This window comes from Halopseudomonas formosensis (genome assembly GCF_900115905.1).
GTDB classification, from domain to species: domain Bacteria; phylum Pseudomonadota; class Gammaproteobacteria; order Pseudomonadales; family Pseudomonadaceae; genus Halopseudomonas; species Halopseudomonas formosensis.
This window is the reverse complement of record NZ_FOYD01000009.1, coordinates 111359-125933: the sequence shown is the minus strand read 5'-3', so window position 1 is coordinate 125933 and position 14575 is coordinate 111359. Positions and strand designations below refer to the sequence as shown.

Sequence of the window (14575 nt, the reverse complement as noted above, 5' to 3'; positions counted from 1 at the left end):
ATCATTACAGGGGTGGAAGTATAAAGCGCTCCTGACAATAGCGCCATACCTGTGGCTAATTGAGGAGAAAATATTACTGGGGGGGCAACACCCCGGAAGAATCCGGGGTGTCTTGAGAAGTAAAAATCAGAAGTCGACGGTAGCAGAGAGCCAGAGTCGGCGACCTTCTTCCAACGTTCCTGTAGTGGACTGGGCTGAATGCGTATAGTGCGATGCCCATCCGGTATTCGTAACACCGCCAGACGTATATTGGTAGATACCGCCGTCCAGGAAGTCCTTATCAAACAGATTGTAGATAGTGGCATTCAGAGTGACATTATCCGAGGCGCGGAATGACCCGCCCAGATGAAACACTTCATAAGCCTTGAGATCACCGACCTGACTCTGGACAGCCTGATTTTCCTGGCTCAGGTTCTGATACAGGCTGGTAAAGCGGTCACGCTTGCCACGATATTCCCCTTTGAACCAAAGTTCCAGGCGATCACTTGCACTCCAGTTCAGACTGGCGTTGAGCATGTGCCTGGGAGTATTGGTGAACGCCGCTCCCTTGTTTGCGCCGCTCTTTTGCTCGCTGTCGGTGTAAGTGTAATTTGCATTCAGCTTCCAGGCCGGGGCGAACTGCCAGCCCCCAGCCAACTCGAGCCCTTTGGTGACAGCCTCGTCTACGTTGATCAAGGGTGAGCAGCCAGGGTTGGGAGTACCGTTGGTAGTCTCGTTACCGAGGCACAACGGATGGTCGATAATCAGCGGTCCGCTGGCGATCTTGTCTTTGAACTTGTTGTGGAACAGCGTGGCATTAGCATTGAATCCTGCCAGGTTGTCGTAATAGACGCCGAACTCGGTATTGGTGCTGGTTTCCGGATCAAGGTCCGGATTACCTACGGTTACCGCACGCCCCTGGGCGGTAATGCCATTGATACCGTCATGCAGGTCATTCAGGTCCGGCGTCTTGTAGCCTCTGCTGACACCACCTTTCAGTGTCCAGCTGTCGGTCGCGTTCCACACCAGGTAAGCCCGCGGGCTGACGTTCCCGCCAAAACTTTCGTGATCGTCGTAACGCACCCCCAAAGTCAGCGCAAGGTCATCACGCAGGCGCCATTCGTCCTCCGAGAACAGCGCCCAGGAGGTCTGTTCGAAATCGGTGCCGGCAATATCATCGGTCATTTCAGCCTTCCACCACTGGCCGCCGACAGTGAGAATATGCGCATCGCCGACTGGGGCAACCAACTTGCTGTCCAGGACCAGATTGGTCGTCTCCAGCTTGCGATCATCACCGACCGTCGCCCAGGGCGCCGCCGGCAGTGGAGTTCCGATATCACCGCCAGCGCTGCGGCCGGGGATGGTACGCCCAAGGGTCTCTGTGGTGTTATGCATCAGACTGCTGTCCAGCACCCCGAAGCCCAACCGGCCAGTATGGGTAAGCGCGACCTGCTCGCGCTCGAAGCGCAGCTCGTCCTTATACCCATGGGCGGTAGGCGCATCCGCTGCGCACCCACCGGTTGCACTGCCGGTGGCCTTGCCGTCCAGGTTACCCAACTGACAGTCATCATTGTCGTAGACCTGGCGGCCACGTTCAAAGTCCAGGGCAAAATCATGATTTTCATGCGGAGTGAGGGTGAGGCGGGCGCCAACCGTGTCGTTACGGCCTTCCACCGGCGCTGCACCACGCTTGCTGACGGTGCTGTCGTTATCGAAACTCAGATCCGAGGCGCTGCGGTCATACAGGCTGCCGCGTACTGCCAACCCCATCAGCCCCTCAATCAAAGGGCCACTGGCATACAGACTGGCCTTGCTGGCATCGCCATAATCACGGTTTTCCTGGAAGGTATGATCCAGGCTGATCGAACCAGCCCACTCGCTGGCGACCTTCTTGGTAATGATGTTGACTACGCCACCCATGGCGTCGGAGCCATAGAGTGTGGACATTGGACCGCGGATCACCTCGATACGCTCAATGGCAGACATCGGTGGCATGAAGCTGGTGGAGGTTTCATTGAAGCCGTTGGGCGTCACATTGCCAGCTGCGTTCTGGCGACGACCGTCAATCAGGATCAGCGTATATTGGCTCGGCATACCGCGGATGCTGATATTCAAACCACCGGTCTTGCCCGTACCTTGTCGAACATCGATGCCTTCGACATCTTCCAGCGCCTGGGCCAGGTTACCGTAGCGTTTGCGTTGCAGATCTTCCTGGCTGATCACGCTGATGCTGGCCGGCGCGTCAGTGACCTTCTGCTCGAAACCGGCGGCGGTAACCACGGTGTCGGCCAGTCGGACGCTTTGCTGGTTGGCCAGGGCCACGCTGGCAGCCAGAAGGGCAAGAGTGCCGACAACGGCACGGGAGCCGGGCAGGGCTGTGGAGGTATGCAGCATCGAGTGTTCCTCTCCTAAAAGGCAGCAGCTGTTGGTTATGAGTATCGTGTTGATAAGCATTATCAGTTGCGACATCATACTGATCCGAAGCCGAAGATCAACAGAAAATTGTCGAAAAGCGTGGTGCGACATTACGCCGCTGAACTGAAGGGGTGGGTACAGGACGGGGTGGTAGGAAAGGTGCCCTGGCGGGCACCCTGGAGATCACTTGAGACGGCGCTCGATACCCATGTGTACCAGGATCTTGGCGGAGATCTCTTCCACCGAGAAATGCGTCGAGTTGATGTGCGGGATATTCTCGCGGCGGAACAGGTTTTCCACCTCGCGAATCTCGAATTCGCACTGGGCGAAACTGGCATAGCGGCTGTTGGGGCGACGCTCATTGCGAATGCTCGCCAGCCGGTCCGGGTCGATGGTCAGCCCGAACAGCTTGTGCTTGTGAGGACGCAGCGCTGCGGGGAGCTGCAGGCGCTCCATATCATCGTCCGTCAGTGGGTAGTTGGCCGCGCGGATACCGTACTGCAGTGCCATATAGAGGCAGGATGGCGTTTTGCCGCACCGGGATACCCCCACCAGGATGATATCCGCTTCCTTATAATGGTGGGTGCGCGCGCCGTCGTCATTGTCCATGGCAAAGTGCACGGCATCGATGCGGTCCTGATAGTTGCTGTTGTGCTGGATGGAGTGGGACTTGCCGACCGAATAGGAGGAACCGGCGCCCAGCTCCTGCTCCAGTGGAGCAAGGAAGGTAGAGAAGATGTCGATGATGTAACCCTGGGACTTGGCCAGTTCGTCGTGGATGGCCCGGTTGACGACAGTCTCGAAAATGATCGGGCGCTGACCATCTGCCTCGGCAGCGGCATTGATTTGTTGTACCATGTCTCGCGCTTTTTCAACGGTATCAACATAGGGGCGCAGCAGCTTGCGGAACTCTATGTTCTCGAACTGCGAGAGCAGGCTCTGCCCCAGTGTCTCAGCGGTGATACCAGTTCCATCGGAAATGAAAAAAGCGGTGCGTTTCATGCGCGAAGCCTTAAAATAACGGAATTTTTTCGGGTTCGGGTATCAAACCCGAGTAATACGCAAGCGTCAAAGCGGCATTGTGGCGTATTTGTAACTCGCAGACCAGACGGTAAAGCCTGCGCTGCCAACCTATTCATTGAATGACGGAGAGATCACCTTGCTAGAGTACGTAGTGTCCTTTGAGCAACTGGGTGTTGGGGATGTCGAGCGTGTCGGCGGCAAGAATGCCTCGCTTGGCGAAATGATCAGCAATCTGGCCGGCGCGGGCGTTTCCGTACCGGGCGGCTTTGCCACCACTGCTGATGCCTATCGCGAGTTTCTCGAGCAGAGTGGTCTCAACGACCGTATCAATGCTGCCCTGGACGCGCTGGACGTGGATGATGTCAACGCCCTGGCCCGTACCGGCGCCCAGATCCGTCAGTGGATCATGGAGGCCGACTTCCCCGAAGCTCTGGACCAGGCGATACGCAAGGCCTTCGCTGAGCTGGCCGCCGGCAATGACAATCTCTCCGTCGCCGTCCGCTCCTCCGCTACCGCCGAGGACCTGCCGGACGCCTCCTTTGCCGGCCAGCAGGAAACCTTCCTGAACATCCGTGGCGTGGACAACGTCATCCGTGCCACCAAGGAAGTGTTCGCCTCCCTGTTCAACGATCGTGCTATTTCTTACCGGGTGCACCAGGGCTTCGATCACAAGCTGGTCGCCCTGTCCGCCGGCGTTCAGCGCATGGTTCGTTCCGAAACCGGTACCGCCGGTGTGATGTTCACCCTGGATACCGAGTCCGGCTTCCGTGATGTCGTGTTCATCACCGGTGCCTACGGTCTGGGCGAAACAGTGGTGCAGGGCGCGGTCAACCCTGACGAGTTCTATGTGCACAAGCCCACGCTGGAGGCTGGTCGTCCGTCCATTCTGCGCCGCAACCTGGGCAGCAAGGCCATCAAGATGGTCTACGGTGAAGAAGCTGCCGCCGGCCGTTCGGTGAAGACGGTTGAAGTGGATGCTGCGGACCGCGCCCGCTTCTGTCTGAGCGATGAGGAAGTGGTCAACCTGGCACGCCAGGCCATGATCATTGAAAAACACTACGGTCGCCCGATGGATATCGAGTGGGCCAAGGATGGAGATGACGGCAAGCTGTATATCGTCCAGGCCCGTCCGGAAACCGTGAAAAGTCGCAGCAGCGTCAATGTCATGGAGCGCTACCTGCTCAAGGACAAGGGCACCGTACTGGTCGAAGGCCGTGCCATTGGGCAGCGCATCGGTGCCGGCCCGGTCAAGGTAATCCGCGATGTCTCGGAAATGGACAAGGTCCAGCCCGGCGACGTTCTGGTTTCCGACATGACCGATCCGGACTGGGAGCCGGTAATGAAGCGTGCCAGTGCCATTGTCACCAATCGCGGCGGCCGGACCTGTCACGCAGCTATCATCGCCCGCGAGCTGGGTATTCCGGCGGTAGTGGGCTGCGGTAATGCCACCAGCGAACTCAAGGATGGCCAGGTCGTCACCGTGTCCTGCGCGGAAGGCGATACCGGCATCATCTATGACGGTCGTCTGGAGTTCGATGTGCGGACCAACAGCGTGGATGCCATGCCCGAACTGCCGTTCAAGATCATGATGAACGTCGGCAACCCGGACCGCGCCTTCGATTTCGCCAACCTGCCCAACGAGGGTGTGGGCCTGGCGCGTCTGGAATTCATCATCAACCGCATGATCGGCGTGCATCCCAAGGCACTGCTGAACTTCGACAGCCTGCCGGCAGAGGTCAAGGACAGCGTCGAGAAGCGCATTGCCGGATACAGTGATCCGGTGAGCTTCTATGTCGACAAGCTGGTCGAGGGTGTCAGCACCCTGGCGGCGGCGTTCTGGCCGAAGAAGGTCATCGTGCGTCTGTCCGACTTCAAGTCCAACGAATACGCCAACCTGATCGGCGGCCGTCTGTACGAGCCGGAAGAAGAGAATCCCATGCTGGGCTTCCGTGGCGCCTCGCGCTATATCAGCGATTCCTTCCGCGATTGTTTCGAGCTCGAGTGCCGCGCCATGAAGCGCGTGCGTAACGAGATGGGCCTGACCAACGTGGAAATCATGGTGCCCTTCGTGCGCACGCTGGGCGAAGCCAGCCAGGTAGTGGAGTTGCTGGCGGAGAACGGTCTCAAGCGTGGCGAGAACGGCCTGCGCCTGATCATGATGTGCGAGCTGCCGGCCAACGCCCTGCTGGCCGACGAGTTCCTCGAGTACTTCGACGGCTTCTCCATCGGCTCCAACGACCTTACTCAGCTGACGCTGGGGCTGGATCGGGATTCCGGCATCATCGCCCACCTGTTCGATGAGCGTAATGCAGCGGTGAAGAAGCTGCTGGCCAATGCCATTGCCGCCTGCCGCAAGGCAGACAAGTACATCGGGATTTGCGGTCAGGGTCCCTCGGACCACCCGGATCTGGCCCGCTGGCTGATGGAGCAGGGTATCGAGAGCGTATCGCTCAACCCTGACTCGGTAATGGATACCTGGTTCTTCCTTGCGGAAAACAACGGCTGATAAGCCGGGAGCATGATGACTATGCACTATGTAACTCCGGATCTGTGTGATGCCTACCCCGATGTGGCGGTAGTCGAACCGATGTTCAGCAACTTCGGCGGCCATGATTCCTTTGGCGGCGAGATCGTCACGGTCAAGTGCTTCGAGGACAACTCCGTGGTCAAGGAGCTGGTCGAGGAAGATGGCACTGGCAAGGTCATGGTCGTGGATGGCGGCGGCTCCATGCGCCGCGCCCTGCTGGGCGACATGCTGGCAGAGAAAGCGGCCAATAATGGCTGGGAAGGCATCATCGTCTACGGCTGCGTTCGTGATGTGGATGTTCTCATCCAGACCGCTCTGGGTATCCAGGCTCTGGCCAGCCACCCGATGAAGACCGAAAAGCGCGGCATCGGTGACCGTAACGTGCCGGTGACCTTCGGTGGCGTTACCTTCCGCCCGGGCGAGTACGTTTACGCCGATAACAACGGCGTCATCGTCTCCCCTGTGGCACTGAAGATGCCCGAGTGACGGTGGACTGACAGCCGTTGGTGTCGCCCGGGTGACACAACCCGGGCGACGCGCGTCTGTGTCTGTGAATCCACCGACTTCGGAGAATCCCATGGACGATCCTTTTGAGCGACACCTGCGCAATCTGATGCAGGATTCTTCTGCGCATGCATCTCCCGAGGATGACAAGCGACTGGAGCGGGTGCTGCACCGCGCCCACATTCACAGCGGTCTGTTCGACCTGCTTAAACTGTTTGCCAACTGGGGGTGGGTGATCAGCGAAGGAGGTTCCCGCGGATTGCGACACGTCAGACCCGTGCGGCGTGCCCGGGACAACCCCAGCTCTTCCGACCTGAATTCATAGCGAGCCTGCCATGGAACATGAAACCTGGAGCCAGAGCTTCATCTCTGCGATGACAGCCCTGTGGACCAAAGTTGCATCCTTCATTCCCGATCTCATCACCGCCCTGATCATTGTTCTGCTGGGCTTTGTCGTGGCGCGCATTGTCGACGCGGTGCTCAGCAAGGGGCTGGCCAAGCTGGGTCTGGACCGGCTTATGCGTGGGGCAGGGGTCACGCGCATGCTCAGCCGTATAGGCATTGCTTCGCCAGTCTCGGCGGTTGTGGGCAAGATCATATACTGGTTCATCGTGCTGACCTTTGTAGTGTCGGCCGCCGAGACACTGGGTCTGGCCCGAGTATCGGCCACCCTCGACGCCTTCGCACTCTATCTGCCCAAGGTGTTCGGCGCTGCGCTGATCCTGCTTGCCGGTCTGCTGCTCTCCCACCTGGTGGCCGGGGTGGTCAAGGGCACGGTGGAAAGTATTGGCGCCGATTACGCCGGTGGCATCAGCCGCCTGGTACAGTGGCTTCTGGTCATCATTACCGTGTCGCTGGCTATTGGTCAGTTGCAGATCGAGACCCAGCTGCTCAACACGGTTATCGCTATCGTCCTGGTGTCCTTCGGCGCGGCCGCAGCCCTGGCAATGGGGCTGGGTAGTCGGGAGACTGTCAGTCAGATCATCGCCGGCGTCTACCTGCGGGAACTCTATGATGTGGGCGATAGGGTCAGGGTAGGCGATATAGAAGGAGTGATCGAGGAGATAGGCACGGTGAAGACGCTGCTGCTGGACGAGGAGGGACGCTTGATTTCCGTGCCTAATCGCAGACTTACCGAGAACGCTGTTTCGCGTTGAGCACGAGACGGCCCCAGCCACACTGTGATGATGATCCCGTTTTGACCAGTTCGTCCGCAACGCGCAACCGAATCCAGCTATCTGAAATGACGGATGAAGAACTGGTAGTTCGTGCTAAGCGTGAACTTTTTCATACTACCGTTGCCTATGAGGAGTTGATGCGCCGATATCAGCGTACGCTCTTTAATGTATGCGCGCGATATCTGGGCAACGAGAGGGATGCTGATGATGTATGTCAGGAGGTGATGCTGAAGGTCCTTCATGGGCTCAAGCAGTTCGAAGGCAAGGCCAAGTTCAAGACGTGGCTATATAGTATCACCTATAACGAATGCATTACCCAGTATCGCAAAGACAAGCGGAAGAGGCGATTGTACGACGCGCTGAGCCTGGATACTCAGGAAGAAGCGCAGGAGCCGGAGCAGCCTGCAGTGGACAGCAAGGGGCTTGATCACTGGCTGGTACACGTCAATCAGGTGGACCGGGAAATACTGGTGCTTCGCTTTGTGGCAGAACTGGAGTTTCAAGAGATATCGGACATTATGAATATGGGCCTCAGTGCTACCAAGATGCGTTACAAGCGTGCCTTGGAGAAGCTGAAGAAGCATATAAGCAATCCATTTTAGTGCGAATATCTATTGATGTTATTCCGGTTCTGCTATAATGCGTCTGAAGTTTTGCGCAAACCTAACGTCCGAATGGATTTAACGGGGATTCACAGATGAAATTGAAAAATACAGTAGGTATCGTAGTAAGTGCAGCTATCGCGGGATCTGCGCTTCCGGTGATGGCTCAGAGCGCTGGCTCGGTCGAAGTTGAGGCGTTCGCCAAGCGCTACTTCACCGACAGCATGCGCAATCTGGACGACGGCACTCTGGTAGGTGGCAGCCTCGGTTATTTCCTGACCGACGACACCATGCTGAGCGCCTCCCTGGGTACTTACAAGAGCCTGGAATCCGACATCACCGGTGAAAGCATTGATGGCCGCATGGCTACTCTGGAGGCCGTTCACCATTTCGGGCAGGGCGCCATCCGTCCTTACGTTTCCGGTGGCTTCGGTCATCAGGAGCTGGACCAGCCCTTCACCAGCCAGCGTGACCGTACCACCATGGCTCTGGCCGGTGTTGGTGTGAAGAACTATCTGAACGAGAACTTCTTCGTCAAGGCCGGTCTGGACGTGCTGCATGGTCTGGATCATGGCAACACCGAATGGCAGGCCGGCGTGGGTCTGGGTCTGAACTTCGGCGGCAGCAAGCCCGCTCCGGTAGTAGCGCAGGCCGAACCGGCTCCGGCTCCCGCTCCGGCTCCGGAACCGGCTCCTGAAATGCAATCCGTACGCGTAGAGCTGGATGTCAAGTTCGACTTCGACCGCGACACCATTCGCCCCGAGTTCCGTCAGGACATCCAGAGCCTGGCCGAGTTCATGCGTACCTACCCGTCGGTCACCACCACTGTTGAAGGCCACACCGACTCCGTCGGTTCCGACGCCTACAACCAGAATCTGTCCGAGCGTCGTGCGAACTCCGTACGTCAGGCTCTGATCGACGAAGGTGTTGAAGCTTCCCGCGTTAACGCTGTGGGCTACGGTGAGTCCCGTCCGATTGCTGACAACAGCACTGACGATGGCCGCGCCATGAACCGTCGCGTAGAAGCTGAAGTAGAAACCCAGGTTGAAGTTCGTTAATCGGTTTCCACCAACAAAAAACCCGGTCATCTGACCGGGTTTTTTATACCTGAGGGGAAGCGGGACTCTGTCGGATCGGCCCGGTTAAGTCAGCCCTCGATCTGATTGACGCCGGGGAAGCGCAGGCGGAAGTCTTCCGGCATGGGTGTTACCTTGGCTGCCAGGAAGTTGTAGAACACGAAGCCGGACTTGGCCAGAGCCACCAGCTCACCACTTTCCGCCTTGGTGATGCGGAAGATGATATCGCCGCCATACTTGTTCAGGTCCATCAGGCCCACTTCAAACACCAGGGTTTCCCGAGCGAAGGCTTCACGCCGGTAGGTGGTGGCCAGATCGGTAACTATGATGCCTACATCATTGACGCTGACTTCCTCGATGCCGAATTGGTAAAGAAAGCGCGCTCTGGCTTCCGAGATCATGGAGATCATGGAGTCGTTTGCCAGATGTTTGCCTGAGTTGATATCGGTGATGCGGACGGTCAGCTGCGTAGTGAAGTAGAACTGATCTTCCGGAAATTCCAAATGTAAGCGTGCCATTTCTCTAAAAACCTGCTGCTGCATGAAGTCGAAAACCCCTGGGGCAGGGCCGCAGGTTCGACGATGAATCGCGTATTGTACGCTACCTTTGCACGGGCATGACAGCAGCTTGCCAGCGCCCATACGGAAAAGGCCACCCGAAGGTGGCCTCTCCTCAACACCGGGCCGCAGCCCTTGAACCGTCAGCTATCAGCCGAACTGGTTCATGGTGTTGTCTTTACCACCGGCTTTCAGAGCGGCTTCACCAGCAAAGTATTCCTTGTGGTTGTCGCCGATGTCGGAGCCGGCCATGTTCTGGTGCTTGACGCAGGCGATACCCTGACGGATCTCCTGACGCTGAACGCCTTTCACGTAGGCCAGCATGCCTTCCTCTGCGAAGTAGCCTTTTGCCAGGTTGTCGGTGGACAGCGCGGCAGTGTGGTAGGTCGGCAGAGTGATCAGGTGGTGGAAGATGCCGGCTTCGCGGGACGCGTCCTTCTGGAAGGTGCGGATGCGCTCGTCGGCTTCGTTGCACAGCTCGGTTCCGTCGTACTCTACGCTCATCAGGTTGTTGCGGTCGTAGGCGGAAACATCCTTGCCCTGGGCAACCCAGTCGTCGAACACCTGCTGACGGAAGTTCAGGGTCCAGTTGAAGGACGGGCTGTTGTTGTAAACCAGCTTGGCATTGGGCACCACTTCGCGGATGCGGTTAACCATGTTGGCGATCTGGCCAACGTGCGGCTTCTCGGTTTCGATCCACAGCAGGTCAGCGCCGTTCTGCAGGGAGGTGATGCAGTCCAGAACCACGCGGTCTTCACCAGTACCTTCGCGGAACTGGAACAGACCGGAGGCCAGGCGCTTGGGCTTGAGCAGCTTGCCGTTGGCCTTGATGACCACGTCGCCGTTCTCGATGTCGTCAGCGCTGGTGATGTAGTCACCGTCCAGGAAGCTGTTGTACTGGTCGCCCAGGTCGCCGGGTTCGTTGGTTACGGCGATCTGCTTGGTCAGACCGGCACCCAGGGAGTCGGTACGGGCAACGATGACGCCGTCATCAACGCCCAGTTCGAGGAAGGCGTAGCGAACAGCGTTGATCTTGGCCAGAAACTCGGCATGAGGAACGGTTACTTTACCGTCCTGGTGCCCACACTGCTTCTCGTCGGCAACCTGGTTTTCGATCTGGATGCAGCACGCGCCGGCTTCGATCATCTTCTTGGCCAGCAGGTAGGTGGCTTCGACGTTACCGAAACCGGCGTCGATGTCGGCGATGATCGGCACAACGTGGGTTTCGAAGTTGTCGATCTGATCCAGGATTTCAGCTTCCTTGGTCTTGTCGCCAGCAGCGCGGGCGTCATCCAGCGCGGTGAACAGCAGGTCCAGTTCACGGGCATCGGCCTGACGCAGGAAGGTGTACAGCTCCTCGATCAGTGCAGAGACAGCGGTCTTCTCGTGCATGGACTGGTCGGGCAGGGGACCGAACTCGGAGCGCAGTGCAGCGACCATCCAGCCGGACAGGTACAGGTAGCGCTTGCTGGTGGTCTTCAGGTGCTTTTTGATGGAGATCAGCTTCTGCTGACCAATGAAGCCGTGCCAGCAGCCCAGGGACTGGGTGTAAGCGCTGCTGTCAGCATCGTACTCGGCCATGTCCTTGCGCATGATGGCGGCGGTGTACTTCGCAATGTCCAGACCGGTCTTGAAGCGGTTCTGAATGCGCATGCGAGCGGCGTATTCCGGGTTGATTGCGCTCCAGCCGTTACCTGCGGCTTCTTTCAGTGCGGCAACAGCTTTCATTTCGTTTTGGTAAGCTGACATGGTCAATCCTTCAAAATGTGCGTTTGGTTCTGACGTTAGTCGACCCCGAACCCACAGCCTTGGCCTGGGCGCGGCACTCCGCAGTGCGTCGAAACAGTGACTGGAATTGAAGAATGACAGGAGAGAGGAGAGGGTGACGTTCAGCCCGTCGTGAGTCGGAGACACTGCCTGCGTCTGGCGCTGGCGGCGTTCTGCCTGAGTCATGCAGTCTGTTCGTTTGGTTCGCTTCCCCGTCCCTCAGGACAACTTCGTTCCAGTCGCAACCTCGTCGAACTGCCTTGTGGGCGGTAAGGACACGAATGACTCCGTAGGTTCAGGAGTTCATCCGGAGCCCGTAAGGGGCTCTGGCTAGCGGGAGCGGGGCAATAATGCGACTTAGCAGAAAAGAAGTCAATGTGTTTGTAGTGATTAATACACAACACTACAAATCTATAACAAAACTCAGTCCAGCCGTTCGACCATCAGGCGAATGCTCTGCTGCGCGGTATTGCGGGTGGTGATCCGGCGGCCGACATCCCTGCGCTGACCGCTTTCCAGGTCGTCTACACCACCTATGGTGACCCACTCGCCCAGCCGGGCGCTGACCACGGTGTCGGTACGCTGAACGTCGACAACACCGCGCCCGGCGGTGCTCTGGCGATCATGGTTGGAACTCAGATTGATGGTGGCCGTGTCTCCGTTCAAACGCACAGTGGCGTAGAAGCCCGAGGTCACGTCGTGATACTCCGTCTGCTGCATGACCTGACCGTAGATACTGGTCGTGGTGGTGGTCAGGGGGATGCTCTGACCCGTCTGGATCAATACCGGATACCCCTCGTTGGCCACTATGACCCGTACCCCGTCGTCAGCATGGCTGGTTTCGCGGCGTATGATGCGGGCCTGGTTGCCGCCCCGAGGCTGGCCCACGACGATATCCCCGGCGCCGGTGCGAATGCGCCCGTCGATCTGGTATCCCTGCTCGCTGGCGGCACCGGTGCCGGCATTGGCGACGCTGATGCGCAACCGTGTCGGCCTGCGATCGAGGTCGCTGAGCAGGGCGCGGATTTCCTGCAGACGCTCCGGCTCGGCGCGGATGATCAGCTGATTGCCGTAGGCCGAGGCCCGCTCGTCCGGATGCAGCAGCGGCTGCAGGGCCGGCAGCAGGTCCTCGGCCATGCCGTAATCGAGGGGAATGATCTCGGTCCTGGGGGCAGCATATGCGAGTGTGTTGGCCAGGACCAGGAGGGGCAGCCAGATCAGCAGAGGGAGTGCTTTCATCGCAGGGCTCTCGATATCGGGATCTGCCCCAAGTCTAGCAAGACTGCGATTATGGGGTGGGCCAGTGCAGGCACATGTCCCGGTGGGGGATGCCTGCGTCGAGATACTCCTCGGAGCAGACGCTGAAGCCGAGCCGCTGATAGAAGCCCAGGGCATGGGTCTGGGCGGACAGCGCCAGCCGCGGCAGGCCCTTGCTGCGGGCATGGGCCATGACCGCGCGCATCAGCAGCTCGCCCAACCCCTGTCCACGGGCCTTGGCAAGGAGGGCGACGCGACCAATATGACCATCCGCGAGCAGGCGGGCGGTACCGAGGGGGCGACCCTCGACGGTGAGCAGGAAGTGCGTGGCATCGGCGTCATGCGCGTCCCACTCGAGTTCCGCAGGTACCTGCTGCTCATCGACGAACACGCGCTGGCGGATGTCACGCAGCGCCGGGGTGCGCGACCATTCCACCACCTGGACAAGGGGTTCAGTCATCGTCATCCTCGTTCTCGCTGTCTTGCTCGGGGAGCAGATCCCCTTTGCCGAGCAATTGCTGCAGCAGCTCCATGGCTTCAGCGTCATCGCTCCAGGGTGCCAGCTGCTCGGCGCCCAGATAGCGCCCGTTGCAGATAAGCTGAACCAGGGGACGCAGGTGCAGGGGCAGAATGCAGTGTTCGCCACTGGCAAACAGCATCAGGTAGTCCTGCCGCTCCTGGCGCCAGGCCAGTCGCGCGCTCGGGTTGCGCACCAGCCCGTAGCCGCTGGCCAGCAGCTCGTGCAGCAGTCCCGGGTCCAGTTCCTGCGTCTGGACAAGCTCCGGGTAACGCGGTTCGGTCATGAAGCGGCCGAACCAGGTGCCCAGCGCTTCCCGGTCCTGAACCAGCCCCAGAACCAGCTGCTGCAGGCGCTCGACGGTCTGTTCGTCGATCTGCGCGGGGTCGGCGGGCAGGGACAGGTCCGCGTCACCATACCGTTGCTCGTCACTCAGATACTGGGCCAGGAAGTCGGTGAAGTGGGTCAGCACCTCGGCATGACTGGGGGCGCGGAAGCCGACCGACCAGGTCATGCATTCGTCCTCGGCTATGCCGTAATGGGCCAGCCGCGGCGGCAGGTAGAGCATGTCGCCAGGCTCGAGCACCCACTCCTGCTGCTGCTGGAAGTCGCTCAGAATGCGCAGGTCCGGATGCTCGAGCAGGGGGCTGTCGCTGTCGCACATCTGGCCGACCTTCCAGCGTCGATGACCATGGGTCTGTAACAGGAACACGTCGTAGTTGTCGAAATGCGGGCCGACGCTGCCGCCCGGAGCGGCGAAACTGATCATCAGATCATCGATCCGCCAGCTGGGTAGAAAGCGGAACTGATCGAGGAGCTCCGCAACCTCCGGCACGAACTGGTCAACGGCCTGCACCAGCAATGTCCAGTCCCGTGCCGGCAGGTCGCGGTAGCTGTCCTCGGTGAAAGGACCACGGCGCAGCTCCCAGGGCGTAGCGCCATGCTCGAGTACGATCCGCGACTCGACTTCCTCCTCCAGGGACAGGCCGGCCAGCTCGTCTGCGGACAGCGGGCTCTCGAACCCGGGAAAGGCCTGGCGGATGAGCAGAGGCTTCTTCTGCCAGTAATCGCGAAGAAACTCTTCAGCGGACATGCCGCCGGGCAGGGTGGATGCGGAAAGGGTCATGACGGTGCCTCGCGGAGCGCTGGAGCGGGTGGAGTGGCGATGGGGGC

At 59.2% G+C, this 14575-nt stretch carries 13 protein-coding genes; 6 read left to right on the top strand and 7 right to left on the bottom strand.

Annotation, left to right across the window (positions count from 1 at the left end):
* Positions 1-126 precede the first annotated feature (126 nt).
* Together BM046_RS12700 and ppsR are read right to left on the bottom strand one after the other, a co-directional pair.
* Positions 127-2373, bottom strand: coding sequence for a TonB-dependent receptor domain-containing protein (locus tag BM046_RS12700; RefSeq protein WP_090540034.1), 2247 nt, complete (start codon positions 2371-2373; stop codon positions 127-129).
* A gap of 204 nt (positions 2374-2577) precedes the next feature.
* Complete coding sequence (ppsR, locus tag BM046_RS12695; RefSeq protein ID WP_090540032.1) at positions 2578-3396, bottom strand: posphoenolpyruvate synthetase regulatory kinase/phosphorylase PpsR; 819 nt, start codon at positions 3394-3396, stop codon at positions 2578-2580.
* A gap of 157 nt (positions 3397-3553) precedes the next feature.
* Between ppsR and ppsA the strand changes: the two genes are divergently transcribed.
* The 6 genes from ppsA to BM046_RS12665 all read left to right on the top strand — a co-directional run bounded on the left by ppsA (position 3554) and on the right by BM046_RS12665 (position 9286).
* Positions 3554-5923: a phosphoenolpyruvate synthase gene (ppsA, locus tag BM046_RS12690; RefSeq protein ID WP_090540030.1), complete on the top strand. Its 2370-nt coding sequence runs from the start codon at positions 3554-3556 to the stop codon at positions 5921-5923.
* Between the two features lie 21 nt (positions 5924-5944).
* On the top strand, positions 5945-6430 hold the full coding sequence (gene rraA, locus BM046_RS12685; protein WP_090540027.1) for a ribonuclease E activity regulator RraA: 486 nt from the start codon (positions 5945-5947) through the stop codon (positions 6428-6430).
* A gap of 91 nt (positions 6431-6521) precedes the next feature.
* Positions 6522-6773, top strand: a complete 252-nt coding sequence (locus BM046_RS12680; RefSeq protein WP_090540025.1) for a hypothetical protein — start codon at positions 6522-6524, stop codon at positions 6771-6773.
* Positions 6774-6783: 10 nt separating this feature from the next.
* Positions 6784-7605, top strand: a complete 822-nt coding sequence (locus BM046_RS12675; protein ID WP_090540023.1) for a mechanosensitive ion channel family protein — start codon at positions 6784-6786, stop codon at positions 7603-7605.
* 41 nt (positions 7606-7646) lie between these two features.
* Complete coding sequence (gene sigX / locus BM046_RS12670; protein WP_090540021.1) at positions 7647-8228, top strand: RNA polymerase sigma factor SigX; 582 nt, start codon at positions 7647-7649, stop codon at positions 8226-8228.
* Positions 8229-8323: 95 nt separating this feature from the next.
* Positions 8324-9286, top strand: coding sequence for an OmpA family protein (locus BM046_RS12665; protein WP_090540019.1), 963 nt, complete (start codon positions 8324-8326; stop codon positions 9284-9286).
* An 89-nt stretch (positions 9287-9375) separates the two neighbouring features.
* On the opposite strand, the gene BM046_RS12660 is transcribed toward BM046_RS12665, so the two are convergent.
* From BM046_RS12660 to BM046_RS12640, 5 genes are all read right to left on the bottom strand, one after another.
* Complete coding sequence (locus BM046_RS12660) at positions 9376-9822, bottom strand: acyl-CoA thioesterase (protein WP_090540016.1); 447 nt, start codon at positions 9820-9822, stop codon at positions 9376-9378.
* A gap of 189 nt (positions 9823-10011) precedes the next feature.
* Positions 10012-11610 carry an isocitrate lyase gene (locus tag BM046_RS12655; protein WP_090540014.1) on the bottom strand — a complete coding sequence of 533 codons (1599 nt, stop codon included), beginning with the start codon at positions 11608-11610 and terminating at the stop codon, positions 10012-10014.
* Positions 11611-12051: 441 nt separating this feature from the next.
* Positions 12052-12867 carry a secretin N-terminal domain-containing protein gene (locus tag BM046_RS12650; protein WP_177197864.1) on the bottom strand — a complete coding sequence of 272 codons (816 nt, stop codon included), beginning with the start codon at positions 12865-12867 and terminating at the stop codon, positions 12052-12054.
* A 49-nt stretch (positions 12868-12916) separates the two neighbouring features.
* Complete coding sequence (locus tag BM046_RS12645) at positions 12917-13345, bottom strand: GNAT family N-acetyltransferase (RefSeq protein WP_090540010.1); 429 nt, start codon at positions 13343-13345, stop codon at positions 12917-12919.
* Entirely contained in the window at positions 13338-14528 is a 1191-nt protein-coding gene (locus BM046_RS12640; protein WP_090540008.1) for a ribosomal protein uL16 3-hydroxylase, read from the bottom strand. Before BM046_RS12640 ends, BM046_RS12645 begins: the two co-directional genes overlap by 8 nt.
* Positions 14529-14575 lie beyond the last annotated feature (47 nt).

What these genes read in the sequence shown, in the direction of transcription:
- BM046_RS12700 (WP_090540034.1), bottom strand. Translation starts at nt 2,373, where the DNA reads ATGCTGCATACCTCCACAGCCCTGCCCGGCTCCCGTGCCGTTGTCGGC.
- ppsR (WP_090540032.1), bottom strand. Translation starts at nt 3,396, where the DNA reads ATGAAACGCACCGCTTTTTTCATTTCCGATGGAACTGGTATCACCGCT.
- rraA (WP_090540027.1), top strand. Translation starts at nt 5,945, where the DNA reads ATGCACTATGTAACTCCGGATCTGTGTGATGCCTACCCCGATGTGGCG.
- BM046_RS12680 (WP_090540025.1), top strand. Translation starts at nt 6,522, where the DNA reads ATGGACGATCCTTTTGAGCGACACCTGCGCAATCTGATGCAGGATTCT.
- BM046_RS12675 (WP_090540023.1), top strand. Translation starts at nt 6,784, where the DNA reads ATGGAACATGAAACCTGGAGCCAGAGCTTCATCTCTGCGATGACAGCC.
- BM046_RS12665 (WP_090540019.1), top strand. Translation starts at nt 8,324, where the DNA reads ATGAAATTGAAAAATACAGTAGGTATCGTAGTAAGTGCAGCTATCGCG.
- BM046_RS12660 (WP_090540016.1), bottom strand. Translation starts at nt 9,822, where the DNA reads ATGGCACGCTTACATTTGGAATTTCCGGAAGATCAGTTCTACTTCACT.
- BM046_RS12655 (WP_090540014.1), bottom strand. Translation starts at nt 11,610, where the DNA reads ATGTCAGCTTACCAAAACGAAATGAAAGCTGTTGCCGCACTGAAAGAA.
- BM046_RS12650 (WP_177197864.1), bottom strand. Translation starts at nt 12,867, where the DNA reads ATGAAAGCACTCCCTCTGCTGATCTGGCTGCCCCTCCTGGTCCTGGCC.
- BM046_RS12645 (WP_090540010.1), bottom strand. Translation starts at nt 13,345, where the DNA reads ATGACTGAACCCCTTGTCCAGGTGGTGGAATGGTCGCGCACCCCGGCG.
- BM046_RS12640 (WP_090540008.1), bottom strand. Translation starts at nt 14,528, where the DNA reads ATGACCCTTTCCGCATCCACCCTGCCCGGCGGCATGTCCGCTGAAGAG.